At 64.9% G+C, this 25,098-nt stretch carries 27 protein-coding genes; 9 read left to right on the top strand and 18 right to left on the bottom strand.

Going from position 1 to position 25,098, the window contains the following annotated elements; genetic code table 11:
• Positions 1 to 42: 42 nt before the first annotated feature.
• Positions 43 to 1,479: an MFS transporter gene (locus tag VF34_RS02760; RefSeq protein ID WP_032375494.1), complete on the top strand. Its 1,437-nt coding sequence runs from the start codon at positions 43 to 45 to the stop codon at positions 1,477 to 1,479.
• 66 nt (positions 1,480 to 1,545) lie between these two features.
• On the opposite strand, the gene VF34_RS02755 is transcribed toward VF34_RS02760, so the two are convergent.
• The 6 genes from VF34_RS02755 to VF34_RS02730 form a co-directional block, all read right to left on the bottom strand.
• Complete coding sequence (locus VF34_RS02755) at positions 1,546 to 2,715, bottom strand: ABC transporter ATP-binding protein (protein ID WP_032375493.1); 1,170 nt, start codon at positions 2,713 to 2,715, stop codon at positions 1,546 to 1,548.
• A 5-nt stretch (positions 2,716 to 2,720) separates the two neighbouring features.
• Positions 2,721 to 3,554, bottom strand: a complete 834-nt coding sequence (locus VF34_RS02750) for a carbohydrate ABC transporter permease (protein WP_027498037.1) — start codon at positions 3,552 to 3,554, stop codon at positions 2,721 to 2,723.
• The gene (locus VF34_RS02745; RefSeq protein ID WP_045840757.1) at positions 3,554 to 4,498 is read right to left on the bottom strand and encodes a carbohydrate ABC transporter permease; all 945 of its coding nucleotides are present in this window, start codon (positions 4,496 to 4,498) and stop codon (positions 3,554 to 3,556) included. Before VF34_RS02745 ends, VF34_RS02750 begins: the two co-directional genes overlap by 1 nt.
• Positions 4,495 to 5,817 (bottom strand): ABC transporter substrate-binding protein, encoded by a 1,323-nt coding sequence (locus tag VF34_RS02740; RefSeq protein ID WP_027498039.1) that lies wholly within the window; start codon positions 5,815 to 5,817, stop codon positions 4,495 to 4,497. The genes VF34_RS02745 and VF34_RS02740 overlap by 4 nt, the downstream gene beginning before the upstream one ends.
• A 196-nt stretch (positions 5,818 to 6,013) precedes the next feature.
• Entirely contained in the window at positions 6,014 to 6,502 is a 489-nt protein-coding gene (locus tag VF34_RS02735) for a YflT domain-containing protein (protein ID WP_027498040.1), read from the bottom strand.
• A gap of 99 nt (positions 6,503 to 6,601) precedes the next feature.
• The gene (locus tag VF34_RS02730; RefSeq protein ID WP_032375492.1) at positions 6,602 to 7,558 is read right to left on the bottom strand and encodes an HpcH/HpaI aldolase/citrate lyase family protein; all 957 of its coding nucleotides are present in this window, start codon (positions 7,556 to 7,558) and stop codon (positions 6,602 to 6,604) included.
• 60 nt (positions 7,559 to 7,618) lie between these two features.
• Between VF34_RS02730 and VF34_RS02725 the strand changes: the two genes are divergently transcribed.
• The 6 genes from VF34_RS02725 to VF34_RS02700 all read left to right on the top strand — a co-directional run bounded on the left by VF34_RS02725 (position 7,619) and on the right by VF34_RS02700 (position 13,969).
• Positions 7,619 to 8,893: a magnesium transporter MgtE N-terminal domain-containing protein gene (locus VF34_RS02725; protein WP_027498042.1), complete on the top strand. Its 1,275-nt coding sequence runs from the start codon at positions 7,619 to 7,621 to the stop codon at positions 8,891 to 8,893.
• Positions 8,894 to 8,913: 20 nt separating this feature from the next.
• The gene (locus VF34_RS02720; RefSeq protein ID WP_045840756.1) at positions 8,914 to 9,444 is read left to right on the top strand and encodes a DUF1003 domain-containing protein; all 531 of its coding nucleotides are present in this window, start codon (positions 8,914 to 8,916) and stop codon (positions 9,442 to 9,444) included.
• 125 nt (positions 9,445 to 9,569) lie between these two features.
• Positions 9,570 to 10,442, top strand: coding sequence for a lytic transglycosylase domain-containing protein (locus tag VF34_RS02715; RefSeq protein WP_045840755.1), 873 nt, complete (start codon positions 9,570 to 9,572; stop codon positions 10,440 to 10,442).
• Between the two features lie 70 nt (positions 10,443 to 10,512).
• Positions 10,513 to 11,649 (top strand): Mrp/NBP35 family ATP-binding protein, encoded by a 1,137-nt coding sequence (locus VF34_RS02710; RefSeq protein ID WP_032375491.1) that lies wholly within the window; start codon positions 10,513 to 10,515, stop codon positions 11,647 to 11,649.
• A 92-nt stretch (positions 11,650 to 11,741) separates the two neighbouring features.
• Positions 11,742 to 13,199, top strand: coding sequence for an amino acid ABC transporter substrate-binding protein/permease (locus VF34_RS02705; protein WP_027498046.1), 1,458 nt, complete (start codon positions 11,742 to 11,744; stop codon positions 13,197 to 13,199).
• Positions 13,196 to 13,969 (top strand): amino acid ABC transporter ATP-binding protein, encoded by a 774-nt coding sequence (locus tag VF34_RS02700; RefSeq protein WP_045840754.1) that lies wholly within the window; start codon positions 13,196 to 13,198, stop codon positions 13,967 to 13,969. Before VF34_RS02705 ends, VF34_RS02700 begins: the two co-directional genes overlap by 4 nt.
• A 160-nt stretch (positions 13,970 to 14,129) precedes the next feature.
• Here the strand turns inward: VF34_RS02700 and tatB are convergent, their stop codons facing one another.
• From tatB to sigE, 4 genes are all read right to left on the bottom strand, one after another.
• The gene (gene tatB / locus VF34_RS02695) at positions 14,130 to 14,594 is read right to left on the bottom strand and encodes a Sec-independent protein translocase protein TatB (protein WP_032365382.1); all 465 of its coding nucleotides are present in this window, start codon (positions 14,592 to 14,594) and stop codon (positions 14,130 to 14,132) included.
• Positions 14,595 to 14,612: 18 nt separating this feature from the next.
• Positions 14,613 to 16,118, bottom strand: coding sequence for a S1C family serine protease (locus VF34_RS02690; RefSeq protein ID WP_045840753.1), 1,506 nt, complete (start codon positions 16,116 to 16,118; stop codon positions 14,613 to 14,615).
• A gap of 84 nt (positions 16,119 to 16,202) precedes the next feature.
• Positions 16,203 to 16,529, bottom strand: coding sequence for a hypothetical protein (locus tag VF34_RS02685; protein ID WP_032365497.1), 327 nt, complete (start codon positions 16,527 to 16,529; stop codon positions 16,203 to 16,205).
• A gap of 16 nt (positions 16,530 to 16,545) precedes the next feature.
• Entirely contained in the window at positions 16,546 to 17,172 is a 627-nt protein-coding gene (gene sigE / locus VF34_RS02680; RefSeq protein WP_045840779.1) for an RNA polymerase sigma factor SigE, read from the bottom strand.
• A 239-nt stretch (positions 17,173 to 17,411) separates the two neighbouring features.
• Here sigE and VF34_RS02675 point away from each other — a divergent pair, with 239 nt between their 5' ends.
• Positions 17,412 to 18,023, top strand: a complete 612-nt coding sequence (locus VF34_RS02675) for an O-methyltransferase (RefSeq protein WP_032365496.1) — start codon at positions 17,412 to 17,414, stop codon at positions 18,021 to 18,023.
• 61 nt (positions 18,024 to 18,084) lie between these two features.
• Here VF34_RS02675 and glgC read toward each other — a convergent pair whose 3' ends face one another.
• Positions 18,085 to 19,299 carry a glucose-1-phosphate adenylyltransferase gene (gene glgC, locus VF34_RS02670; RefSeq protein WP_027498053.1) on the bottom strand — a complete coding sequence of 405 codons (1,215 nt, stop codon included), beginning with the start codon at positions 19,297 to 19,299 and terminating at the stop codon, positions 18,085 to 18,087.
• A gap of 76 nt (positions 19,300 to 19,375) precedes the next feature.
• Between glgC and glgA the strand changes: the two genes are divergently transcribed.
• The gene (gene glgA / locus VF34_RS02665) at positions 19,376 to 20,539 is read left to right on the top strand and encodes a glycogen synthase (RefSeq protein ID WP_027498054.1); all 1,164 of its coding nucleotides are present in this window, start codon (positions 19,376 to 19,378) and stop codon (positions 20,537 to 20,539) included.
• On the opposite strand, the gene VF34_RS02660 is transcribed toward glgA, so the two are convergent.
• From VF34_RS02660 to VF34_RS02635, 7 genes are all read right to left on the bottom strand, one after another.
• Positions 20,509 to 21,387, bottom strand: coding sequence for a methyltransferase domain-containing protein (locus tag VF34_RS02660; protein ID WP_045840752.1), 879 nt, complete (start codon positions 21,385 to 21,387; stop codon positions 20,509 to 20,511). The two genes, glgA and VF34_RS02660, sit on opposite strands and share 31 nt — an antisense overlap.
• Before the next feature lie 142 nt (positions 21,388 to 21,529).
• Complete coding sequence (locus tag VF34_RS24485) at positions 21,530 to 21,697, bottom strand: DUF3117 domain-containing protein (RefSeq protein WP_008714277.1); 168 nt, start codon at positions 21,695 to 21,697, stop codon at positions 21,530 to 21,532.
• Positions 21,698 to 21,793: 96 nt separating this feature from the next.
• The gene (locus VF34_RS02655; protein WP_032383847.1) at positions 21,794 to 22,402 is read right to left on the bottom strand and encodes a DNA-3-methyladenine glycosylase I; all 609 of its coding nucleotides are present in this window, start codon (positions 22,400 to 22,402) and stop codon (positions 21,794 to 21,796) included.
• Complete coding sequence (locus VF34_RS02650) at positions 22,399 to 22,794, bottom strand: DivIVA domain-containing protein (RefSeq protein WP_080735499.1); 396 nt, start codon at positions 22,792 to 22,794, stop codon at positions 22,399 to 22,401. Before VF34_RS02650 ends, VF34_RS02655 begins: the two co-directional genes overlap by 4 nt.
• A 55-nt stretch (positions 22,795 to 22,849) precedes the next feature.
• A complete protein-coding gene (locus VF34_RS02645) occupies positions 22,850 to 23,779 on the bottom strand; it encodes a glucosyl-3-phosphoglycerate synthase (protein ID WP_027498057.1) in 930 nt (309 codons plus the stop codon).
• Positions 23,776 to 24,636, bottom strand: coding sequence for a dihydropteroate synthase (folP, locus tag VF34_RS02640; RefSeq protein ID WP_045840751.1), 861 nt, complete (start codon positions 24,634 to 24,636; stop codon positions 23,776 to 23,778). Before folP ends, VF34_RS02645 begins: the two co-directional genes overlap by 4 nt.
• Complete coding sequence (locus VF34_RS02635) at positions 24,633 to 25,070, bottom strand: ester cyclase (protein WP_045840750.1); 438 nt, start codon at positions 25,068 to 25,070, stop codon at positions 24,633 to 24,635. Before VF34_RS02635 ends, folP begins: the two co-directional genes overlap by 4 nt.
• Positions 25,071 to 25,098 lie beyond the last annotated feature (28 nt).

Genomic DNA, 25,098 nt, shown 5'->3' with positions numbered 1-25,098 from the left:
GTTCGTATTTTCGGTTGTCATAGGTAACGAGGTAGCTCTTCCATGTCCACCCGCCGCACACTGCTGCCAGGACTCTGTTTCATCGTCATGACCCTCGCCGTCCTGCAGACGATGGTCGTTCCCATCGTGGGCACCATCGGCACCCAACTGGGCGTCAGCACCACCGCTGCCGGGTGGGTGCTGACGGCGAACCTGTTGGCCGCGGTCATCGCCACCCCCGTCATCGGCCGACTCGCCGACCTGCACGGCAAACGCCCCGTGCTCATCGGCGTCCTGACCGTCGTGCTGGCCGGGTCGCTGCTGGCAGCGTTGACCGATTCACTGACCTGGCTGCTGGTCGGCCGCATTCTGCAGGGCGTCTCGTACGCCCTGTTCCCCATCGCCCTGGCGGTGTTGCGCGACGAGATGCCACCGCGCGCACTCGTCGGCTCGATGTCGATCCTGTCCGGCACTCTCGGCGTGGGCGGCGGATTCGGATTGGTGCTGACGGGGCTGCTCACGGCCAACGGCGCCGACTACCACCGCGTCTTCTGGCTCACCGTCGCCATCGTCGTGGTTGCACTCGGCATCGCGTGGTTCGGTGTCCCGGCCCGACCGCGTAGCGGCAGCGGGTCGGTCGACTGGTGGGGTGCCGTGCTGCTGGCGGGCACACTCCTGCTGTTGTTCCTGGCCCTCACCCAGGGCCGCACGTGGGGCTGGGGTTCGGTGGCCACCATCGGATGCGCTGTCGCGGGCGTGCTGCTGGGAACCGTCTGGTGGATCTTCGAGAAACGCATCGATGCCCCGCTCGTCGCACCCCGCATGCTCACTCACGGGCCACTGCTTGCCACCAACGTCGCCACCCTGTTCGTCGGCGTCGGAATGTTCGCCAACTTCCTGGCCTGCTCCTACTTCGTACAGACCCCACGTGCCGTCGCCGGCTACGGATTCACCGCCAACGTTCTCGAAGCGAGTGTCGTGTACCTGCTACCCGGTGCAGCGGTAGGAGTGGTGGCCGCGGTGATCAGCGGTCGCCTCATCGGATCGTTCGGGCCGCGCCGAGTTCTCGTCGGCGGCGCTGTGATCGGCGTTCTCGGATTTGCGTTCGTCGCGGTGGCCCACGATCACACCTGGCAGCTCATCACCGCGGGCATCGTCATCAACACGTTCGTCAGCCTCGCGTTCGCGGCCCTGCCCAACCTGCTCATGGCCGAGGTCAGCGCAGCGTACACCGGCGTGGCCAACAGCGTCAACTCGATCGTGCGCACCGTCGGCACGTCGATCGCGAGTGCGTCATTGTCCACCGTGCTGGCGATGTTCACCATCGACGGCACAAACGTGGCCCGCGAGAGCGCGTACACCGCAGCCTTCGTCGCCGGTGCCGTGGCCTGCGCCGTCGTCGCTGCGGCAGCCCTGGCCATCAGAAGCACCCCGGCAGCGCGGCAATCGGTGCGGGTCGCCGAGTCCGAACCGAACACCACGTCGAACGTGCCACTGTAGAGCCCGCGGCATGTGAGTGGAACTTCGTAGTGGGCTACGAAGTTCCGCTCACATGGGCTTAGCGCTCTACAACGTCAGGTTCGCACCCGACGCCTGGTCGAACACCGAGATCTTGCCCGGGTCGAACCACAGTTCCACCTGACCACCCTCGGCGGCCTTGGATTCGGCTGCCAGACGCGCAACCACCTGTGCGCCACCGAGATCGGCGATGCCGGCATCGGCGGCCAGCTCCTGGAGTTCGCTGGACTCGACCTTGGCACCCTTCAGCGTGAAGTAGACGTACTTGTCGCTGCCCATGGACTCGAGCACGTCGACGGTTGCGGTGAAGGTGGCACCGCTCATCTTCTGGTAGCCGTCGATCAGTGCCGCGTCCTCGAAGTGCTCGGGACGGATACCGACGACCACCTCGCGGCCCGGGTTCTTGGCCTTGATCGCGTCCATTCGCTCGAGCGGGATCTCGATGTCGCCGAGGGCCGTGGACACTCCGTTCGAGGTGAGCTGTCCCGGAACGAAATTCATCGAGGGCGATCCTATGAAGCCGCCCACGAACAGGTTTCGCGGCTTGTCGTAGAGCTCCTGCGGAGAACCGATCTGCTGCACGAGCCCACCGCGCAACACCACGACGCGGTCGCCGAGGGTCATGGCCTCGGTCTGATCGTGCGTGACGTAGACGGTGGTGGTGCCCAGACGCTTCTGCAGCCGCGAGATCTCGGCGCGCGTCTGGACTCGCAGCTTGGCGTCGAGGTTGGACAGCGGCTCGTCCATCAGGAAGGCCTTGGGGGTGCGAACGATGGCGCGGCCCATCGCAACTCGCTGTCGCTGACCACCGGAGAGGTTGGCGGGCTTCCGGTCGAGGTGCTGACTGAGATCGAGGATCTTGGCAGCCTCTTCGACCTTGTCGTTGATCTCGGTCTTCGAGAGCTTGGCGAGCGTCAGCGGGAAGGCGATGTTCTGCCGGACCGTCATGTGCGGGTACAGCGCGTAGGACTGGAACACCATCGCGATGTCGCGATCCTTCGGTGCCTTCTCGTTGACGCGCTCCCCCGCGATCCGCAGCTCACCCGACGAGATGTCCTCCAGCCCGGCGATCATGTTGAGCGTGGTGGACTTTCCGCAGCCGGACGGTCCGACGAGGATGATGAATTCGCCGTCGGCGATGGTGATGTCGACGTCGCTGACGGCAGCGGCGCCGTCCGGGTAGAGCTTGGTGACTTTGTCGAGAACGATTTCGGCCATGACGGTTATCCCTTCACTGCGCCGGACGTCAAGCCCGCCACGATACGTCGTTGGAAGAAGAGCACGAAAATGATGATCGGGATGGTGATGACGACGGCGGCTGCCGCGATCGATCCCGTGGGCTCCTCGAACTGAGAGCTACCGGTGAACTGCGAGATGGCCGCCGGGACGGTGACCGAACGTTCCGTCGCCGTCAGCGAGATGGCGAGCAGGAGGTCGTTCCAGGCGAAGATGAACACCAGGATCGACGCGGTGACGATGCCGGGTGCTGCCAGCGGGGCGATGACCTTGCGGAAAGCCTGTGCAGGCGTTGCTCCGTCCATCTTCGCCGCCTTCTCCAGCTCCCACGGGATCTCGCGGAAGAACGCGGAGAGGGTGTAGATCGCCAACGGCAACGCGAAGGTGATGTACGGGATGATCAGACCCGGCCAGGTGTCGAACAGACCGAGCGAGCGCGAGATGTCGAACAGCGGTGTCACCAGCGAGATCTGGGGGAACATCGCGATCAGCAGAGCCGCACCGACCAGGAGCTTCTTGCCCGGAAAGTCCAGCCGGGCAACGGCATACGCGGCCATGGTGCCGATCACGACGGCGATCACCGTGGTGATCAACCCGATTCCGATGGAGTTCACCAGCGCCGAGGTGAACTGGTTGGTGGAGAAGATGCCCTTGTAGTTCTCCAGAGTGAACGACTGCGGGATGAACTTTCCGTCGGCGATCGTGGCCGTCGATTTGAACGACAGGCTGATGATCCACGCCAACGGAACGAGCGCGTAGAGGAGGACGAGGACGTTGACGACCGTCCAACCGACCTTCTTGCGAGGCGTAACAGTGGTCATTACTTGCGGCCTCCGTCGTCGGATCCCGGTGCCGAGGCACCGAACAACTTGATGAACACGAACGCGATGATCGCGACGCAGAAGAAGATCAGGATGCTGATCGCCGACCCGAGTCCGAGGTTGAACGCGCCGAACAGGTTGTTGTAACCGAGAATCGACACCGATCCTGTCTCGTTGCTCCCTCGGGTGAGGACGTAGATGTTGTCGAAGATGCGGAACGCGTCGAGCGTGCGGAAGAGCACCGCGACGAGAATTGCCGGCTTCATCAACGGAATGGTGATCCGCATCAGCCGCGTCCAGCCACCCGCTCCGTCCACCTCGGCGGCCTTGAGCAGATCGTCGGGCACCAGAGCCAGGCCTGCCAGCAGCAGCAGAGCCATGAACGGGGTCGTCTTCCACACCTCGGCCAGAACCACGATCGCGAGCGACGGGAACTGCTCGGTGAGCGGCGCGCTGCCCTCGGGCAACAGGTTGGCGAGATAACCGGTGCCCGGGGTCCAGGCGTAGTACCAGCTGTACGCGGCGGCGACGGTCACGATGCCGTACGGAATGAGCACCACGGTGCGGACGAGTCCGCGGCCGAAGATGGTGCGGTGCATGACCAGAGCCACTGCCAGACCGAGGATGAACTCGATGATCACCGAGATGATCGTGATGCCGGCGGTGACGCCGAATGCCGTCCACCAGTAGCCGTCGGACAGCACGGTCACGTAGTTGGAGATGCCGACGAATTGGCGATCCTCGGGGAACGCGAGGTTGTACTTCTGCAGACTGAGCCAGAAGGCGTAGACGATCGGGTAGCCGGTGACCGCGAGCATCAGGATCGCCGCGGGTGCGACGAGGAGCAATCCCAGGCGTCGTTCGGCTTTCTTACCGTCGGAGATGTTCTTCAGAGCCGCCTGCCGATCGGCGGGCTGCGGCTGCGATTCGGTGGGATCGCTCATGGAATCAACCCTTCGGAATTGACGGCCTTGCTGACCAGTTCTGCGAGCTTGTCCACGTCGGCAACCGGATCGATGTTCTGCGGCGGGTTGAGGGCATCGGTCAACAGAATCGAAATGCTCTGGTAGGCAGGCGAAACGGGCCGCACTGCCGCGGACTCGATGGAACCGAGCACCCCTTCCCATGCGGGATAGACGGCCTGGAACTCCGGATCGGAGTACAGCGACTTCAGCACCGGGGGCACGCCGCCGTTGACGGCGTTGTTGCGCTGATTCTCCTGGTTGGTGAGGCACTCGACGGCTTCCCAGGCGAGGTCCTCGTGCTGAGTGGTCTTCGCGACGCCGATGTTGAAGCCGCCGATGGTGACCTTGGCGGGCTCCCCCGCGTTCACCTCGGGGTACGGAGCACTGCGGAAGACCTCGGCGATGCGTGCATCCTGCTGATCGGCAGGCACATTCGCCAGATCGAGGAACGACACTGCCCCGGCGACGGCGTTCTCCTTCAGGCCGGGAAGCACGAACGGGTAGTTGACCTGGAAGGCCATCCGTCCCGACTCCATGCCGAGTCGAGCTGTCGCCTCGTCGCTCTGCGAGACCGATGGATCGCGGCCGTCGGCCGTGGCCACCCGCTTGATGATCTCGAGGGCCTTCTCGGTGGCGGCGCGATGCTCGGGAGTGTCGTTGAGTGTCACCGTCGTTCCGTCTTCGGCGACCACCGACCCACCCGCGCTCTCGAGCAGCGAATTGAACCAGACCATGAAGCCCTCGTACTGCTTGGCCTGCACACCGATCTGAGCGGGCTTACCGGCGGCCGCGTTGGCCTCGGCCACGTCGATCAGCTGATCCCACGTCTGCGGCGGGGTGCCGCCCGGCACCTCGTCGGGTCGGTACCAGAGCAACTGGGTGTTGGAGTTGAGCGGAACGGCGTAGAGCTGGTCCTGCCATTCCGCGGTGGCGAGCGGGCCTTCCAGGGTGGACCCGTCGCGCAGCTTCGCCGAGAGGTCGTCGGGGACGGGCAATGCCCATCCGGCCTCGGCGAATTCGGCGGTCCAGACCACGTCGAGCGTCATCAGATCCAACGTCTTGTCGTTTCCGGCGAGACGCCTCGCGAGCTGCAGGCGCTGATCGTTGGCACTTTTGGGCAGTGTCCGCTGCTCCACTCGATACCGGCCGTTGGAGGCGTCCGAACACACCTGTGCCGCAGCGGCGTACTGCTCTGCGCCGTCTGCGGCAGTGTAGAAACTCAGAACCGGAACCGAACTGTCCGACGAACCACACGCTGCGAGCAACGGACTCGTCACCAGAGCCGCTGCCGCCAACACCCCTATCCTCGTTGCTTTTCCACGCCTACGACCACGATGTCTCGGCACTGTCCCGCCTCCGTACGTTCGGTTACTCGCGCAGCCCTTGTCTCGGCACTGCCGTGCACGAGAGAAACGTAACCGAACTCACTGGCCTCGAGGGCGATTTGGGGCTATTCCGTTACCTGTCGGTTGCCTGGTCGTCCACCCGCTGTGATCAAATCGACAGTTTGGCGAGCAGGTCGCGTGCTTTCTCTGCCGTCCGGGGCTCGCAGATGACGTCGTAGCGTCCGGCGACCAACTGCATGCTCGACGCGAAATCACGCTGTCCCTTGGTGGCCGCGTACGGAATGGACGCCGAGATCAAACCGAAGATGATGCCGCCGCCGACGCCGATGAGCAGAGCTCCGAAGATGTTCTCGCTGAAGATGCCGAGGACCAGGCCGAGGAAAACCCCGAGCCACGCTCCCGAAACAATGCCTCCACCAATAACTTTGGGCCAGGTGAGGCGGCCGAGGACGCGTTCGACCTGCATCAGATCGACGCCGACGATGGTGACGTCCTGTACCGAGAATTCCTCGTCGGAGAGGAAATCGACGGCGCGCTGCGCCTCGGCATAGGTGGGGTAGGAACCGATGGGCCAACCGGACGGCGGCGTCGGCAGTCCTTGCCCTGGGCGGCCCGGCTGTGAGAGGGGATTGGTCATGACTCCATTGTGCCCCGAAACGGACTTTTCTGGTCGCTTCTGCAGGCTCCGCTCCGGCACCGTCACACCCATTGTTCGGCCCTCGGACAACCGCCTCGATCAGGAGATCGGCGGCTCGAACGTCGTCGTGCGCGTCAGACCGGCTGCGCGACCCTTCGCCGAGACGACCAGCGCCATCTTGCGGCTCGCCTCGTCGATCATCTCGTCGCCGAGCATCACCGCACCGCGAGCGCCACCCGCCGCCGAGGTATGGAACTCGTAGGCGTCGAGAATCATCTCGGCCTTGTCGTAATCGTCCTGTCGTGGCGCGAAGATCTCGTTGGCCGCCTCGATCTGCGTCGGGTGCAGCACCCACTTGCCGTCGAACCCGAGACCGGCCGTCCGTCCCGCGGCCCGGCGAAACGCGTCGAGATCACGAATCTGCAGGTACGGGCCGTCGATCGCCTGCAATCCGTGCGTCCGAGCCGCCAGCAGGATCGTCATCAGAATGTGGTGATAGGCGTCGCCGGTGTCGTATCCCACCGGCTGTTCCCCGACGACGAGGGTGCGCATGTTGACGCTCGCCATCAGGTCTGCCGGCCCGAACACCAACGTCTGCACCCGGGGGCTCGCGGTCGCGATCTCGTCGATGTTGCGCAGGCTGCGCGCGCTCTCGATCTGCGGCTCGATGCCGATGGCCCCGACGTCGAGACCGTGCTCCTTCTCGAGTTGAGTGAGAAGAAGATCCAATGCCTGCACGTGCGCCGCGCACTCGACCTTCGGCAACAGGATGGCGTCGAGATTGCCACCCGCCCCGGAGACGACGTCGATGACGTCGCCGTACGTCCACTGCGTCGTCCAGTCGTTCACGCGCACGACCTTGAGCTGATCGCCCCACCCATCGGAGTTCAACGCGTCGACGATGCGCGCGCGGGCCTCGACCTTGGCGATCGGCGCGACGGCATCCTCGAGATCGAGGAAGATCGCGTCCGCAGGCAGGCCCTTGGCCTTGGCGATCATCTTGTCCGAACTGCCCGGAACGGCCAGTACCGATCGACGCAATCCCGAAGCACCCATCGAAAGCACTACCCCTGTCTGATTCACCCGCTGTATTGCCCAGCCTCTAACCTTGCCATCATGGCAGCACTGAGCAAGGTATTCGCGGCCAGGCTCGCCGGCCTCGGCGTCCTGGGCCCCGACGGCGAATCGATCGGGCGAGTGCGCGACGTGGTGGTCTCCATGCGCGTAGGCAGGGCACAGCCGCGAGTCCTCGGACTCGTGGTCGAATTGGCAACGCGCCGAAGAATTTTCGTCCCGATGCTGCGAGTGACCAGCATCGAGCCCAACTCCGTTCAGCTCACCACCGGAAACGTCAGTCTGCGCCGATTCACTCAGCGCGCGAACGAGATTCTGGTGTTCGCGCAGATCCTCGACTCCAAGGTACGCGTCGACGATCCCGAGCTCGACGAATTGCACGACACCGATTCCGTCGTCGTCGATCTCGGCATCGAGCTCACCCGAACTCGAGACTGGAAGGTCGCACGCGTGGCGGTGCGTAAGCAGCGCCAACGCCTTGCGCGACGCGGTGCCATCCACGTCGTCGACTGGCAGCACGTGCAGGGGCTCACGCAGAACGAACTGTCGATGCCCGACCAGGGTGTGGCGCAGCTGCTGATGCAGTTCGAGGACCTGCGCGCCGCCGACGTGGCGAATGCGATGCGCGAGCTCCCCGTCAAGCGCCGCATGGAGGTGGCGCGGGCCCTCGACGACGAGCGCCTCGCCGACGTCGTCCAGGAATTGCCCGACGACGATCAGGTGGAGCTGATGCACTACCTCGGAGTCGACCGCGGTGCCGACGTGCTCGAGGCCATGGACCCCGACGACGCCGCCGACCTCCTCGGCGAGCTACCCGAGACCGAAGCGGAATCGCTTCTGCGACTGATGGATCCGGAGGACTCCGCGCCGGTCCGCCGCCTGCTCGAACACTCCCCCGACACCGCCGGCGGTCTGATGACGCCCGAGCCCGTGATCCTCACCGCGTCGACGACGGTGGCCGAGGCCCTCGCTCGGGTACGCAACCCCGACCTGACGCCTGCGCTGGCCTCACTCGTGTTCGTGGTGCGGCCGCCGACCGCAACACCGACCGGCCCATATCTGGGCTGTGTTCACCTGCAGCAACTGTTGCGAGAACCCCCGGCGAGTCTGGTGGGCGGAGTCGTGGACAGCGCACTCCCGCGGCTGTCCCCCGAGGACAGCCTGACCGCGGTGACGCGGTACTTCGCGACGTACAACCTCGTCTGCGGCCCGGTGGTCGACGACGAGGACCACCTGGTCGGGGCCGTGACCGTGGACGACGTCCTCGATCACCTGCTGCCCGAGGACTGGCGAGATCAGGAAGTGGCCGGACAGTGAAAGAAACAGCACGCCAAAGAATGGACACGCCGCGCGGTTCGCGGCTGTTCAACGTCAACTTCGACTTCGATCTCGGCAAGTCGGGTGAGAAAGCCGCCAGGTTCCTGGGCACCGGACGCTATCTGGCGATTCAGACCGGCATCGTCATCGTCTGGATCTTCCTCAACGTCGTGGCCGTCAATCTGCAGTGGGACCCGTATCCCTTCATCCTGCTCAACCTCGCCTTCTCGACGCAGGCCGCGTACGCCGCGCCGTTGATCCTGCTCGCCCAGAATCGGCAGGACGATCGCGACCGCGTCTCTCTCGAAGAGGATCGGTCGCGGGCTCAGCAGACCAAAGCCGACACCGAGTTCCTCGCGCGGGAGCTCGCAGCTCTGCGTATCGCCGTCGGTGAAGTCGCCACCCGTGACTATCTGCGCCGCGAACTCGACGACATCAGGGCGTTGCTGGAACAAGCGACGGGTCAACCCGCCAACGCACCGAAGAAGGCGCGCAAGAAAGCGGCCGCACGCCTGGCCGACGACGCGTCGGGCGAGACCGACCCGCAATAGACCGCGCACCCCTCCGCGCCTGGTAACGGCCCGATAACGGAACAGTCTCGAATCAGGTACCCTCGATCCCGGTCATCAGGTCGGGCCCCGGAGATCATCCGGGGAAATCAGGAGGTACAGCGCGCGTGGGTCGTCACAGAAAAGCATCGAATTCCAAGGTTCGACGGAACTCGGTGATTGCTCTGGCAGGCCTCGTCCCCGCAGGACTCGTCACGGCCGCGACCAGCGCCGGAGCCACCGAATACATCCCGTTCGTCACCGCCAAGACGGCCCCGGCCGCACAGGAATCGAACTCCGTGGTCGAGACCCCGCAGCCGATCGCCCAGGACCAGCAGGCGCAGCCGGTGGCCCAGGCAGAGCTGCCGACACCCGCCCCGGTCCCCGCGCCCGCCCCGGCTCCCGAGATCCCGCCCACACCCGAGCTGCCCACCAACCCTGCGGTCAGCCCCATCGCGATCCCGGTCGTCAACGTCTCTGCATACAAGAACGCCGAACGCATCCTGGCCCAGCAGCAGCCCGGCTGCGGCATCAGCTGGACCGTCATCGCCGGCATCGGCCGCGTCGAATCCACCCACGCCAACAACGGCAAGGTCGACGACTCGGGCGAACTGCACGAGCCCATTCTCGGACCGGTTCTCAACGGCACCCTCGCCGGAAATCAGGTGATTCGCGACACCGACGGCGGCGCACTCGACGGCGACACCCAGTACGACCGCGCAGTCGGCCCGATGCAGTTCCTGCCCTCTACGTGGAACCTCTACCACGCCGACGGCAACGGCGACGGAGTCTCCGACCCACAGAACCTGTACGACGCGGCCCTGGCCACCGGCATGTACCTGTGCGACGACGGCACCAACGCCCGCGACCTGGCCTCGACCACCCGAGCAATCCTGCGCTACAACAATTCGATGGCCTACGTGGCGAACGTGCTCGCATGGTCGGCCGGTTACGCCACCGGCATCGTGCCGTCCTCGGACCAGCTCCCGCGGATTCACTGAATTCAACGCAGCACTAGATCGAGCTGCCCTGCTGTTCATCGGGACTCGGTGCACCGCATAGCATGAAGCAATGGCTGTACTGACCGAATCCGACGTTCGGACCGCGCTGACGAAGGTCATCGACCCCGAGATCCGTAAACCCATCACCGACCTCGGGATGGTCAAGAGCATCGACATCGCCGCCGACGGAGCCGTCGGCGTCGGCATCTACTTGACGACCTCCGGTTGCCCGATGAAGACCGAGATCAGCGATCGCGTGAAGAACGCCGTCGCCGACGTCGCCGGAGTCGGCACCGTGACGGTCGAACTCGACGTGATGAACGACGAGCAACGCACCGCACTGCGCAAGTCCCTGCGCGGCGATTCCGCCGAGCCCGTCATTCCCTTCGCGCAACCCGGATCGCTGACGCGTGTGTACGCGGTGGCGTCGGGCAAGGGCGGCGTGGGCAAGTCCAGCGTGACGGTCAACCTTGCCGCGTCCCTTTCCGCCCGCGGCCTGTCGGTGGGTGTGCTCGACGCCGACATCTACGGCCATTCCGTTCCCCGCATGCTCGGCAACGACGCGCGACCCACGCAGGTGGAGAAGATGATCATGCCGCCGCAGGCGCACGGCGTGAAGTTCATCTCGATCGCTCAGTTCACCGAGGGCAACACCCCGGTCGTCTGGCGCGGACCCATGCTGCACCGGGCCTTGCAACAATTCCTCGCCGACGTGTTCTGGGGCGACCTGGACGTGCTGCTCCTCGACCTTCCGCCCGGCACCGGCGACGTGGCAATCTCTGTCGCACAACTGATTCCGAACGCAGAGATCCTCGTGGTCACCACCCCGCAGCAAGCCGCTGCCGAGGTCGCCGAGCGCGCCGGAGCGATCGCACTGCAGACGCGTCAGCGCGTTGCAGGCGTCGTGGAGAACATGTCATGGCTCGAGCTGCCCGACGGTACCCGGATGGATATCTTCGGATCCGGTGGCGGACAGGACGTATCGGATCGCCTCACCAAGGCCGTGGGTGCCAAGGTGCCTCTGCTGGGCCAGATTCCGCTCGACACCGCCGTCCGTGAAGGCGGCGACGCCGGCACTCCGATCGTATTGGGCCACCCGAATTCGCCTGCGGCACAAGCACTCGAGGCGGTCGCCGGAAAACTTGCCGTGCGCGAGCGCGGACTGGTGGGAATGTCGCTGGGAATCGACACAACTCGGAAACTGTAAGGCAGGCGCTTATACCCGACAAACGACGCGGGGAACAGGGTTGGAGCCTTATGATTTGCCTTCAATCCTACTGTCGATAGAGAGTGGCCTTCATGAAGAAGCCGCATCGGGTCAGGCCGGTCGTCGTTCCGGTACTGATCGCACTGCTGATGACCCTGCTGGGATCCGTACTCGGTCCCGCGCTGGCGTCGGCACAACCTGCCCCGCCAGCCCAGAATTACTCGATCGCGACAGACACCACGTTCGCGCCCTTCGAATTCCAGGACGAGACAGGCAAACTCGTCGGAATCGACATGGACCTGCTCGCGGCCATCGCCGTCGACCAGGGCTTCGACTACACCGTCGAGCAGGTCGGATTCGACACCGCACTCCAGGGCGTCACCAGCGGCCAGTTCAACGGAATGATCGCCGGCATGTCGATCACCGACGAGCGCAAGGCCACCTTCGACTTCTCCGATCCGTACTTCGATTCCGGCGTCCAGATGGCAATTCTGGATTCGAACGACGAGATCAAGGGCTACGAAGACCTGCGCGGTAAGTCGGTCGCGGTCAAGAACGGCACCGAGGGTGCGACGTTCGCGACGTCGATCGCCGATCAGTACGGCTTCACCATCCGCAGCTTCGACGACTCCGCGACCATGTTCGAGGAAGTGCGTACCGGAAACTCCGCAGCAGCCTTCGAGGACTACCCGGTGCTCGCCTACGGCATCACCCAGGGCAACGGCTTCAAGACGGTCACCGAGAAAGAAGCCGGTGCCAGTTACGGATTCGCCGTCGCCAAGGGCACCAACGCCCAGTTGCTCGACCAGTTCAACACCGGCCTCGAGAACCTGCGCGCCAACGGACAGTACGACGAAATTCTCGACACCTACCTCAACGCCGACGCGTCCACCGCCGACACCTCGATCCCCGGCCTGATCGCCAGCAGCTGGCAGTTGCTGCTCAAGGGTCTGTGGCTCACGATCGTGCTGACCGTCATCTCCATCGCCATCGCGTTGGTACTCGGCGGCATCTTCGGCCTGTTCCGCGTCTCGACCAACATCGTGCTCCGCGGCATCGGAACCACCTACGTCGACATCTTCCGTGGCACACCACTTCTGGTGCAGGCATTCTTCATCTACTTCGGCGTACCCGCGGCACTGAACTTCCAGATGTCGGCGTTCACCGCAGGCATCATCACACTCTCGCTCAACGCCGGTGCTTACATGGCCGAGATCGTCCGCGGCGGCATCCTCGCCGTCGACAAGGGCCAGATGGAGGCGTCCCGCAGCCTCGGCATCAGCTACCTCAAGTCGATGCGAAAAGTGGTGATGCCCCAGGCAATTCGCACGATGATCCCGTCGTACATCAATCAGTTCGTCATCACGCTCAAGGACACGTCGCTGCTCTCGGTCATCGGCCTCGCCGAGCTGACGCAGACCGGTCGTCTGATCATCGCCCGAAACTTCGAGTCGTTCAACATGTGGCTGATCGTCGGCGTCCTGTACTTCATCATCATCATGGCTCTCACCAAGCTGTCGAACCGGCTCGAGAAGAGGATCAACAAATGAGCACCGAACTGACCAAGGACCTGCCGGTCGACAAAGGTCCGGGAACGAAGATCTCGATCAAGGCCCTGCAGAAGGCGTTCGGCGACAACACGGTTCTCAAGGGCATCGACGCCGAGATCGCCAACGGTGAAGTAGTCTGCGTGATCGGACCGTCCGGCTCCGGCAAGAGCACGTTCCTGCGCTGCCTGAACAAGCTGGAAGACATCACCGCCGGATCGGTCGTCGTCGACGGAACCGACCTGACGGCGAAGAACGTGGACCTGGACAAGGTGCGCCAGAACATCGGCATGGTGTTCCAGCACTTCAACCTCTTTCCGCACATGACAGCCCTCGAGAACGTCATGCTTGCACCCGTCGAAACCAAGAAGATGTCGAAGTCGCAGGCCAAGGACGCGGCCCTGCAGCTGCTCGAACAGGTAGGACTGTCCGAGCGTGCCGACTACAAGCCCGCCAACCTCTCGGGTGGGCAGAAGCAACGCGTGGCCATCGCGCGGGCACTGGCCATGAACCCGTCGATCATGCTGTTCGACGAAGCCACCAGCGCCCTGGACCCCGAAATGGTCGGCGAAGTTCTGCAGGTACTGCGCGACCTCGCCAAGGGCGGCATGACGATGGTGGTCGTCACCCACGAAATGGGCTTCGCGCGTGAAGTCGCGGATCGAGTGATCTTCATGGCCGAGGGCGTCATCGTCGAAGAGGGAACACCCGACGAGCTGTTCGGGAATCCACAGAACCCACGCACCCAGGACTTCCTGAACAAGGTGCTCTAGCCACTGGCCCGCCCGCTCCCGCCGCCCGCCCCGCCGCGGATCAATGCGCCTTTGTTGCACTCAGAGCGACTGAATCCCACATTCATCCGACGGGGGGCGCAGCGGTCGGGCGGGCGCAGCCTGCAGACTGGGTGGTTCGTCGGGCCGGTTGGGGCTATGCCTACGTGGCGTCGGCGTCGATGGGCGGGGTATCGCCCGCCGCGAGTTTCGGTTCGTTCTTGCTCATCGACACTCCACCCCCGGATGTACTGCCCGAGGACACGCCGTTCTGCGGCGTCGGCCCGCCCATGTTCTTGGGCTTGGTGTCGAAGGGCTTGCCCTTGAAGGTGTCGTCCAGCGGGTTCTTGAAGACCGAGTCGTCGCCGTCGAGCAGGTGTTTGGTGATCACGGCTCGCGGTGTCATGCCGCGGAGTTGGTTGAGGTCGGCGAGGGGCTTACGCAGGTCCTCGAAGTCGGTGCCGAGCTCGTCCTTGAGTTGTTGGCTCGCGCCGTTGGCGTAGTCCTTGACCTGGCGGAGGGACTTCGACACCCAGCTGATGGCACCGGGGAGACGATCCGGGCCGAGGATGACCAGAGCTGCTACGAGGAGAATGACGAGCTCTCCCCAACCGATGTTGCCGAACACGGGTGCCAGCCTACGTCGTCAGTCGGAAACCGGCGTGACGGACAGGTCCACCAGCCGTCCGGAGCGGACGAGTTGCACCGGCACCGCCTGACCGATCGTGGTTTCCTGCACCGCGACGACGAGCTCGTCCGCGTCCCCCACCGAGCGGTCGCCGACCTTGGTGATGACGTCCCCTTCGACGATTCCGGCTTGCTGGGCCGGCCCACCGGCCCGGACGTTGGCGACTTCTGCGCCGGCCGAGGTTTCGTTGATCACCGAACGCGCGTTGATCCCGAAATCCGGGTGCCGCATGACGCCGTCCCGAATCAGGGCCTGCGCCACCTCGGTGACCTCGTCGACGGGTATCGCGAAGCCCAGGCCCACCGATCCGCCGCTCTCGCTTCGGATGGCGGAGTTGATGCCGATGACGCGACCTTCGAAGTCGATCAGGGGGCCACCGGAGTTGCCCGGGTTGATGGCTGCGTCGGTCTGTACCGCGTCGATGACGGCGTTGGTGTCGGTGCCCTCCCCCGACAGCGCGACGGGGCGGTCGAGCGCACTGACGATGCCCGAGGTGACCGTCTTGTTCAGGCCGAGCGGTGACCCGACGGCGATGACGTCCTGGCCGACGCGGACGTCGTCGGACCGTCCGAGCTGAGCCTCGGTGAGGTTGCCGACGTCGGTCTTGAGTACGGCGAGGTCGGTCTTGGTGTCGCGGCCGACGATGCGTCCGGGCACTTTGGTGCCGTCGGAGAAGGTGACTTCGAGGGTCGACTTGTCCTCGTCGGATGCGGCGAGCGAGATCACGTGGTTGTTCGTGACGATGTAGCCCTCGTCGGCGTCGATCACGACGCCCGAGCCGGTGCCTCCGGTCTCGCCGAGGGTCACCTGTATGGAGACGACCGACGGCAGGACCGCGTCGGCCACCTTGCTGATCTGGCCGCGTGGGACGTCGTCGCCACTGGACTGGGTCAGTGTCACTTTCTGGCTGGTCAGTGCGCCGGTCACTTCGGCGGTCAGGCGGCCGAACAGTCCACCGACCAAGCCGATGACGAGGGCAAGGACACCGAGTACGACGAGCGCCCGCACGGATACCGATCGCCCGAACAAGACGTCGCGCACGCCGAGCTTGGTTCCAGGAGGGAGTACAGGAGGTGGTGGGGTGTCGAGGGCCGCGCCGCCCAGCGACACTCGGGACGCGGGATCACGCCACGGATCGGCCGGAACCTGGGGGCCGGCGTCGGACTCGTCGGCGGCGTCGGGGTCGCGCTGTAATGACTCGGTGGCGTCGTCGGGACGTCCGAAGGCCTCGGCCAAGACGGGGTCCGGCGGCCGGACCGACAGCAGGGAAGGCAGTTGTTCGTCGGGGCGACGTGGGGAGAACGAACCGCCGACGTCATCGGGACGTCCGAATACCGAGGCCGACACCGGATCGACGGTGGGTCGATGGACCGGACGCGGCGGCAACCGTGGACCCTCGTCTGCTGTGCCTGTGGTCTCGGTGCTGGTCGAATTCGATGTCACGCGTCCGGTTACCCCTCGCATACGTCGGTGTGAGAGTTCAGTATCACTCGAGCGGTCGGGGCAGCTCGATGCAGGTGAGGACTCGTCGGGCAGAAAACGCGGCGGTCAGCGTCGACGACGGCGCACGGCCTCGACGGACGCCATGAACGACCGCTTGGATCGAGCGGGCCCGTCTTCGCCTGCACAGGACGGAATCTGGCTCAGCAAACCGAGGAGCGAATGTGGCATCGACATCTCGCCTGCTCCGCGGAGCGCTCGACGCGCCTGCTGCTGCGCCTCGACCTCGGCCGAGCATTCCGGGCATTCGGAGAGGTGGTGAGCGGCGCGGAGGTGAGCGGGCATTCGTAGTTCACCATCGACGTAGGCTGCGACGGCTTCACTGGCCAGATGTTCGGTGGAGCTGAATTGCCGAGGCTTGCGTGCCTGCGTCATCCAACCCTCCTCGTAGCTAGTGGACACTTGCGTGACCCGAGTCGACCTTCCCGTGCACTCGAAGGTACTCCCGTAGCGCGTGACGGCCACGGTGAATGCGACTACGAACCGTTCCGAGCTTGACGCCCAGTGTCGCACCGATCTCTTCGTACGACAGTCCTTCGATGTCGCACAACACGATTGCGGCGCGAAACTCGGGTGCCAGCGAATCGAGCGCAGACTGCAGATCCGGGTCGAGGCGAGCGTCGTGGTAGATCTGCTCGGGGTTGGGCCGGTCCGACGGAACGCGGTCGTAGTCCTCGGGCAGTGCTTCCATGCGGATACGGCTGCGGCGACGAACCATGTCGAGGAACAGGTTGGTCGTGATGCGGTGCAGCCAACCCTCGAACGTTCCCGGCTGGTAGTTCGACAGGGAGCGGAATACGCGGATGAAGGTGTCCTGAGTCAGGTCCTCGGCGTCCTGGGCATTGCCGGAGAGGCGGTACGCGAGTCGGTAGACGCGGTCGCCGTGTTCGCGAACGAGCTCGTCCCAAGACGGCATGGTGGAGTTCTCGCCGGTCGCATCGAACACTGCGGTGCCGCTGAGGTCGTCGGGGGTGGGCACGGACTCGGGTAGACGAGCGATGTCGCGATCGCCGTTGATCTTGTAAATAGTTGGATCCTCCTGCTCAGGACTGCGTACGTCCTTCTGATGCAACCGACGACTACCCTCGGATGTTCCAGCTCACACTTCGCAATCGAGACGGACCTGCGATTCCTCCATAGCCTGACCGACCCGCGTGTGGGTCCGGTATGAATCACCTGAGGCCCACCTGAGAATGTGTGCGTGAGATCGAGCCCCGGGCACGATAACCTCGGGACGTGCCGACCAACGCCGAGAAGATGCTCGCTTATGCCGAAGACTCCGCTCAGGAGGACGAGGTTCTGATCGCAGCCAGAGAGCGAGCCGTCGACCTCGGTGCGGCTCCGGTGCCGCCGTCCGTAGGTGCCATCCTGAGCATCTTCACTCAGATGCTCGGCGCGAAGACGGTCGTCGAAATCGGAACGGGCGCGGGAATCAGCGGTCTGTGGCTGCTCGACGGGATGCGAGCGGACGGTGTGCTGACCACCATCGACACCGAGCCCGAACACCAGCGGGCAGCGCGAGAAGCATTCCGGGCAGGGGGAATCGCGCCGTCCCGCACTCGGCTGATCAACGGCTGGGCGTTGGACGTACTCCCCCGATTGGCCGACGACACCTACGATCTGGTGTTCATCGACGCCAGCCCTGCGGACCATCCGCACTTCGTCGCCGAGAGTGTGCGGTTGCTACGCCCCGGCGGAGTTCTGGTGCTGCACAACGCATTGCTGGGTGGACGGGTTGCAGATCCGACTCAACGAGACGCAACTGCGGTGGCCGTTCGATCGGCCGCGCGAGCCATCGCCGAGGACGAGCGCCTGACGACGGTGCTGCTCCCTCTGGGCGACGGGTTGATCTGCGCGTCGCGGGCGTGACCATGTGAGTGGAAATCCGTAGCACGCTACGAACTTCCACTCACATGCCGCAGGCTCTGCTCTAGATCCAGACGCCCTTACCGACGGAGACGACTCCCCCGGCACTGACGTTGAAGCGTTCCCGATCGCGTTCGAGATCGACTCCGACGATTTCGCCGTCACCGACGACGACGTTCTTGTCCAGGATCGCGTGCCGAACGACGGCACCCTTGCCGATCCGGACTCCGGGCATCAGGACGCTGCCTTCGACGGTCGCGCCGCTGTCGATCATGACGTTCGAGCTCAGTACCGAGTTGCGGACGGTGGCGGCGCTGAGAATGCAGCCGGCACCGACGACGGATTCCTGAGCGAGGCCGCCTTGCACGAACTTGGCGGGCGGCAGATTCTCGGCCGATCCGCGGATGGGCCAGCGGCGGTTGTAGAGATTGAAGATGGGATGCACCGACACCAGGTCCATGTGGGCGTCGTAGAAGGCGTCGATGGTGCCGACGTCTCGCCAGTAGCCGCGATCGCGTTCGGTGGCACCGGGAACGACGTTGTCGTTGAAGTCGTAGACCGAGGCCACGCCTGCTTCGACGAGCGCCGGGATGATGTCGCCGCCCATGTCGTGGTCGGAGTCGGAGTTCTCGGAGTCCGCCTTGATGGCATCGACGAGCACCTTGGTGGTGAACACGTAGTTGCCCATCGACGCATACGTGACGTCCGGGTCGTCGGGGGTCCCGGGCGGCTGCGCCGGCTTCTCCAGGAACTGGGTGATCTTGCCGTTCTCGTCCGAGTCGATGCAGCCGAACGCGAATGCCTCGCTACGCGGAACCCGGATACCTGCGACGGTGACGCCCGCGCCGGAGTCGATGTGCTGCTGCACCATCTGCTCCGGATCCATTCGGTACACGTGGTCGGCACCGAAGACCACGATGTACTCGGGGTCCTCGTCGTACACCAGGTTCAGCGACTGGAAGATGGCGTCGGCGCTGCCGGTGTACCACCGGGGGCCGAGACGCTGCTGTGCCGGGACCGGAGTGATGTACTCCCCGGCGAAACCCGACAGTCGCCACGTCTGCGAGATGTGGCGGTCCAGGGAATGGGACTTGTACTGAGTCAGCACGCAGAGCCGGAGGTAACCGGCATTCACGAGATTGCTCAGCACGAAGTCGATGAGTCGGTAGGCGCCCCCGAAGGGAACGGCTGGCTTGGCTCGGTCCGCGGTCATCGGGTAAAGGCGCTTACCCTCTCCGCCTGCAAGCACAATCCCTAGTACGTGCGGTTGTGTCCTCACCCACCCAACCTATCCGCACCGAGAGAACCTTGCTACCAGTACACGCACAACTGCCGGGGAATGTAGGTTCGTTCACGTGCGAGTAGCGATGATGACCAAGGAATACCCGCCGGAGATCTACGGTGGCGCAGGAGTTCATGTCACGGAGTTGACCGCGCAGCTGAAGTCGCTGTGCGAGGTGGACATCCACTGCATGGGAGCTCCGCGCGACACCGCACAGGTGCACGATCCCGATCCGGCACTGGCCGGAGCCAACGCAGCACTGACGACGTTGTCGGCGGAACTGCGGATGGCCAACGCGGCAGCGGGAGCGGACGTGGTGCATTCGCACACCTGGTACACCGGCCTCGCCGGTCACCTCGCGGCAGAACTGTACGGCGTACCGCACATCCTCACCGCCCACTCGCTCGAGCCGCGACGGCCGTGGAAGGCCGAACAGCTGGGCGGCGGTTACCGCATCTCGTCGTGGTCGGAAAAGAACGCGGTGGAATACGCCGACGCCGTCATCGCCGTCAGCGAGGGCATGGCCAAAGACGTGCTCGACGCCTATCCGCGCCTCGACCCGAGTCGAGTCCACGTGGTGCGCAACGGGATCGACACCGAGCGGTGGTACGCAGATCACGGCACGTCGACTCTCGACGAGATCGGGGTGGATCCCAGCAAGCCGATCGTCGCGTTCGTCGGCCGCATCACTCGGCAGAAGGGCGTGGGTCACCTCATCGCCGCGGCACACCATTTCGATCCGTCGATTCAGCTCGTCCTGTGCGCGGGCGCGCCCGACACTCCGGAGATCGCCGCAGAAACCGAACGCGCAGTGGCGTTATTGGCCGAGCAACGCAGCGGGGTCTTCTGGGTCAAGGACATGCTCCCCACCGACAAGATTCGCCAGATCCTTTCCGCCGCAGCAGTATTCGTCTGCCCATCGGTGTACGAGCCACTCGGCATCGTCAACCTCGAGGCGATGGCCTGCGAAACCGCGGTCGTGGCGTCGGACGTCGGCGGCATCCCCGAGGTCGTCGACGACGGCCGCACCGGACGGCTGGTGCACTACAACTCGTACGAGCCCGACGTCTTCGAGCGAACCCTCGCCGACACCGTCAACGAGGTCGCTCTCGACCCCGCACTGGCGACGGCGATGGGCAAGGCCGGCCGCGAGCGGGCCGTTGCCGAATTCTCGTGGGCGTCGATCGCGAAACAGACCCTCGCCGTCTACAACGACGCGCTGGCGCGTCGGGGCTGAGAGATCTTTCGGTAAGTCGACACCGTCACCGACGCGGTGACCGGGACGGTGTCGGGCAAATCCTTCAACGCCGCGGACCGCGCGCCGGGGTCACCGTGCCGAATCGACGGCCCCATCCCGATGAGTTCCTCGATGTCGTTGTGCGAGAGCATCATCGAGTACTCGAGCGGGGTCTCGGCCACCGACCCGAACAGACCCGACAGCGACTCACCGAGCCGACGGGTCTTGTCCTCTTCGACGCCGATCAGCCCCAGCGGCCCGCGCAGCTCACGCTGATGCCGCGACGTCGGCGTGACGACCACCAACGTGCCGTCGTCGCCGAGAACTCGATGCAGTTCACCGGCATTGCGCGGCGAGAACACACACGTCACCGCAGACACGGCACCCGCCCGAATCGGTAGCCCGCTCCAGATGTCCGCGACGACGCAACCGAGCCGGGGATGCGACCGCGCGGCTCGGCGTGCCGCGAACTTGGACACGTCCACCCCGACCCCCAGCGCGGCCGGACGCGCGTCCAGGACACCTGCGAGGTAATACCCGGTGCCGACCCCGACATCGAGGACCACGTCCGACTCGGGCGGAACAGCCGCCGACACCGCCGCCGCGATGGGCTCGAAATGACCGGCACCGAGGAACTTCTCACGGGCTGTGACCATCTCGGCCGAATCACCGGTGAACTTGCCGCCGTCGCCTGTCAACAGGCTGACGTACCCCTGCCGGGCCACGTCGAACAAATGACCACGATCGCACCACAGACTTCGATCGGTCTCACCGAGACCCAGGCCCGACTCGACCTCACGGACGCGGCACTGTGGGCAGACCAGCAGATCGACGACGTCGGTCAGCATCGAGCACCTCTTTCACATCGAGACAGATTCTCCGGCACTCCCCCGGAAACGACCTGCCGATCACAACACCGCTGATGACAACACAAAGCCCCGCTGGCCGGTGCGGCGAGCGGGGCTGAGCGATGATCGATCGACGTGGCGATCAGCCGGTGACGCCCTTCAGTTCGTCACCGAGTGCCGCGGCCTCGTCGGGGGTCAATTCGACGACCAAACGGCCGCCCCCCTCGAGCGGGACACGCATGACGATTCCTCGTCCCTCTTTGGTTGCTTCGAGGGGACCGTCCCCGGTCCGGGGCTTCATCGCCGCCATCCTCTGCTCCCTCCAGATCTGCGCCCACCTGCTCGGCGCCTCGGCCTAAAAGATAAATTCGTCGCGGGGCGACGGAGTGTCCTGTGCCATTCTTCCCTATCGCCGTCGATGGGGGGAACCTGAGTCGGTATTCGTGACCTGCACCCAACACCTCGACAGGTGATCGTCGACCATTCCGGTGGCCTGCATCAATGCGTAGGCGGTAGTCGGACCGACGAACCGTAGCCCGCGGCGTTTGAGCTCTTTGGCCAACGCCGTCGATTCGGGTGTCGACGCGGGCACGTCGGTGAACTCCGTGAGCCGCTGTGACCTGGGCTCCGGCGCGAAAGACCACAGCAGAGTGTCGAGATCGGTGTCGTCGAGGTCGACGATCGCGCGAGCGTTGCTCACCGCCGCCTCGATCTTGAGCCGATTCCGCACGATCGACGCGTCGCTCATCAATCGCTCCACATCGGCGTCGTCGAAGCGGGCCACTGCGTCGGGATCGAATCCGGCGAAAGCAGTGCGGAAGCTTTCCCGCTTGCGCAGGATCGTGATCCACGCCAGGCCCGACTGAAACGCTTCCAGACACAGGCGCTCGTAGAGCTCATTGCGGCCGTGCAGCGGCTGCCCCCACTCCGTGTCGTGATAGGTGCGATACAGCTCGTCGTCGGTGGCACCCCACGGGCAGCGCAGCTTGCCGTCCGGCCCCGCGACTGCGCTCACCGTTCGTCCGACTCGACCGTGCCTGTGACGCCCGAACTATCCGTGAGGCCCGCACTGTCTGTGAGGCCCGCACTGCCGGGCTGCCCCGACAGCGGGGATCGAGAACCCGACTCCTGCGCCGCGGACAGCCGTGACCGCAGCATGTCTATCTCGCCGCCCAGGCGCTCGAGGGCCCAGTCGACTTCGCTGGGCTTGTAACCCCGCAACGTCTGCTGGAACTTCAACGCGCGCACATCGGCACCGGTGACCCCTTCGGCCGGCAGCACTGTTGCGGTGGTTCCCTCGGGCAACGGCCCCAGCTCTTCACCGCGACCGAACACCGCTGCGGCGATGAAGAACAACGCCGCAGCGACGACTGCAATGACGATGATGTAGATCAACAGCGTCAACATGCCACGATCTTGTCACGGCTGTCCGACACGTCGGCTGGACGCACCTCGTGGTCGGTCAGATCAGCGAGTTCATCGCCGGTCGATCGGCCAACGACACTTCGGTCGAGAACGGCTCGAACGAATCCCCTGCCACCCGGAACTGCATCAGTCCGGCACCGGAATCGACCATGCCGCACCGGTTCAGCATCGTTCCCACGATCTGCCGACTCATCGCCCCGAGTTCGACCAGCGGCCGATTGCGATGCTTTCGCACTCCCAGGTTCACCTGTCCGATGGCCTGCAGACCGAGCCGGTCGTACGTGTCGAGAAGCAGGCCGATCTCCACCCCGTAACCGGGCGCGAAGGGCACCGCCGACAACAACTCACGAGTGCCCGCGTACTCCCCGCCCAGCGGCTGGATCACGCCGGTCAGCTCCGGGCGCAGCGCCGCGAGCAAGGGTCGAGCCACCAACTCGGTGACGCGTCCACCGCCGTTGGCGTCCTCGGTGCCACTGACGCGAAGTGGACGTCGGTAGTAGCCCTTGACGAGATGAATGCCGTCGCCCATCAGCAGTGGTCCGAGCAATTTCGGGACGAAGGCCGGATCGGGATTGATCAGATCGGAATCCACGAAGGCGATGAGGTCACCCGTCGACGCCGCGACCGATCGCCACAGCACCTCGCCCTTGCCCGGTACCGGATCGAGCCCCGGTACTGCCTCCTCGCGACTGATGACACGGGCACCGGCCGCTCTCGCGCGTACTGCCGTCTCGTCGGTCGAGCCCGAGTCGAGCACGATCAGTTCGTCGACGAGGCCACCGAGCAACGGGTGGATGGTGTCGATGACGGCAGCCACCGTCTGTTCCTCGTTCAGCGCCGGAAGCACCACGGACACCGTGCGGCCCGCCTTGGCGGCCTCGAGCTCGGCGATGGTCCATTCGGGGGTGTCCCAGCTGTTGGTCTCGGACCACATTCGGGTCACGTCCGTTCGATCGGCCAGTGTCATGCCAGCCCCCTGACCGTCCGCGCCGGGGTTCGTCGTCCCTGGATCGCTGCCACCATGTCGACGACTCTTCTGGTCGACGCAACTTCGTGCACCCGGAACATCCGGGCTCCGCCTGCTGCGGCCAATGCTGTCGCTGCCAATGTTCCCTCCAACCGGTCGGCGAGCTCTACCCCTAGAGTCTCGCCTACGAAGTCCTTGTTGCTCAGCGCCATGAGCACAGGCCACCCGGTGTTTACAAGAACGTCCACGCGACGCAACAACTCGAGCCCGTGATAGGTGTTTTTCCCGAAATCGTGGGTCGGATCGATCAGAATCGAATCTTTCTTCACCCCCTCCGCGACGGCATTGTCGGCAGCTGCGGTGACTTCCGCGACCACATCGGCCACGACGTCGGTGTACCGAACCCGGTGCGGACGGGTCCGCGGAACGGCACCGCCGGTGTGCGAGCAGACGATCCCGACTCCCTCGGCAGCGGCGACGCGCACCAACTCGGGATCGGCTCCGGCCCAGGTGTCGTTGATCAGATCGGCTCCCACACCGCAGGCCAGGCGAGCAACCTCTCTACGCCAGGTATCGACACTGATCAGCAGATCCGGATACGCACCCCGGATCGCTTCGACGAACGGCACGACGCGGCGGATCTCCTCCGCCGCGTCGACGAGATCACCGGGGCCTGCTTTGACGCCGCCGATATCGACCATGTCGGCACCCTCGGCAACAGCCCTGTGCACGGACGCCATCGCTGCATCGTCGGAGAAATTCGCGCCCCCGTCGTAGAACGAGTCGGGGGTGCGATTGACGATCGCCATGACCAGAGCTCGATCGTCGGCGACCGGCTTACCGCACAGAGTGCTCATTCATCCATAGTGGCATTTCGGCGGAGGTGCCCGAGCGCGATGGTGTCGGCACCCACATTCGCCCAGTGCCGGGCACCACGTCCGTCGGCGTCGAGCTCGATGACGTGGAACTGTTCGAGCGCAACGGGCAGCCCCGAGGATGGCACGCCGAACAGAGGCGAGCCCGTGTGGGTTCCCTCCATCTCGACCCGCGCGGCGATTCGGTCTCCTTCCCCGAAAAGATCACCGATCGTCACGCGCAGGTCCGGCATCGCAGAACGGAACATCGCGATCGCACCTTTGAGGTGTGCCGCCATATCCGGTTCGTCCTGTCCGAAAGCGTGCCGGTCGACAGCGCTCGCTGCGAGTGCTGCATCCACCGTCGAGAGATCACCCCGCCCGAATCCGTCCTCGAAGACCCGTCCCACTCGATCTTTCGCCTGTTGGATATCCATGACGCCCCGATTCGTTCAAGTGGCACTC

Source organism: Rhodococcus sp. PML026, from assembly GCF_000963615.1.
Taxonomy (GTDB): domain Bacteria; phylum Actinomycetota; class Actinomycetes; order Mycobacteriales; family Mycobacteriaceae; genus Rhodococcoides; species Rhodococcoides fascians.
This window is presented reverse-complemented; position numbering and strand designations above follow the sequence as displayed.

Coding starts and splice junctions, on each gene's coding strand:
- VF34_RS02710 (WP_032375491.1), top strand. CDS start 10,513: ATGGCTGTACTGACCGAATCCGACGTTCGGACCGCGCTGACGAAGGTC.
- VF34_RS02745 (WP_045840757.1), bottom strand. CDS start 4,498: ATGAGCGATCCCACCGAATCGCAGCCGCAGCCCGCCGATCGGCAGGCG.
- VF34_RS02760 (WP_032375494.1), top strand. CDS start 43: ATGTCCACCCGCCGCACACTGCTGCCAGGACTCTGTTTCATCGTCATG.
- VF34_RS02660 (WP_045840752.1), bottom strand. CDS start 21,387: ATGCTGACCGACGTCGTCGATCTGCTGGTCTGCCCACAGTGCCGCGTC.
- VF34_RS02635 (WP_045840750.1), bottom strand. CDS start 25,070: ATGGATATCCAACAGGCGAAAGATCGAGTGGGACGGGTCTTCGAGGAC.
- VF34_RS02690 (WP_045840753.1), bottom strand. CDS start 16,118: ATGCGAGGGGTAACCGGACGCGTGACATCGAATTCGACCAGCACCGAG.
- VF34_RS02755 (WP_032375493.1), bottom strand. CDS start 2,715: ATGGCCGAAATCGTTCTCGACAAAGTCACCAAGCTCTACCCGGACGGC.
- VF34_RS02730 (WP_032375492.1), bottom strand. CDS start 7,558: ATGGGTGCTTCGGGATTGCGTCGATCGGTACTGGCCGTTCCGGGCAGT.
- VF34_RS02650 (WP_080735499.1), bottom strand. CDS start 22,794: ATGTTGACGCTGTTGATCTACATCATCGTCATTGCAGTCGTCGCTGCG.
- VF34_RS02750 (WP_027498037.1), bottom strand. CDS start 3,554: ATGACCACTGTTACGCCTCGCAAGAAGGTCGGTTGGACGGTCGTCAAC.
- VF34_RS02685 (WP_032365497.1), bottom strand. CDS start 16,529: ATGACGCAGGCACGCAAGCCTCGGCAATTCAGCTCCACCGAACATCTG.
- VF34_RS02705 (WP_027498046.1), top strand. CDS start 11,742: ATGAAGAAGCCGCATCGGGTCAGGCCGGTCGTCGTTCCGGTACTGATC.
- VF34_RS02645 (WP_027498057.1), bottom strand. CDS start 23,779: ATGACACTGGCCGATCGAACGGACGTGACCCGAATGTGGTCCGAGACC.
- VF34_RS02700 (WP_045840754.1), top strand. CDS start 13,196: ATGAGCACCGAACTGACCAAGGACCTGCCGGTCGACAAAGGTCCGGGA.
- VF34_RS02675 (WP_032365496.1), top strand. CDS start 17,412: ATGCTCGCTTATGCCGAAGACTCCGCTCAGGAGGACGAGGTTCTGATC.
- folP (WP_045840751.1), bottom strand. CDS start 24,636: ATGAGCACTCTGTGCGGTAAGCCGGTCGCCGACGATCGAGCTCTGGTC.
- VF34_RS24485 (WP_008714277.1), bottom strand. CDS start 21,697: ATGGCGGCGATGAAGCCCCGGACCGGGGACGGTCCCCTCGAAGCAACC.
- VF34_RS02735 (WP_027498040.1), bottom strand. CDS start 6,502: ATGACCAATCCCCTCTCACAGCCGGGCCGCCCAGGGCAAGGACTGCCG.
- VF34_RS02725 (WP_027498042.1), top strand. CDS start 7,619: ATGGCAGCACTGAGCAAGGTATTCGCGGCCAGGCTCGCCGGCCTCGGC.
- VF34_RS02720 (WP_045840756.1), top strand. CDS start 8,914: ATGGACACGCCGCGCGGTTCGCGGCTGTTCAACGTCAACTTCGACTTC.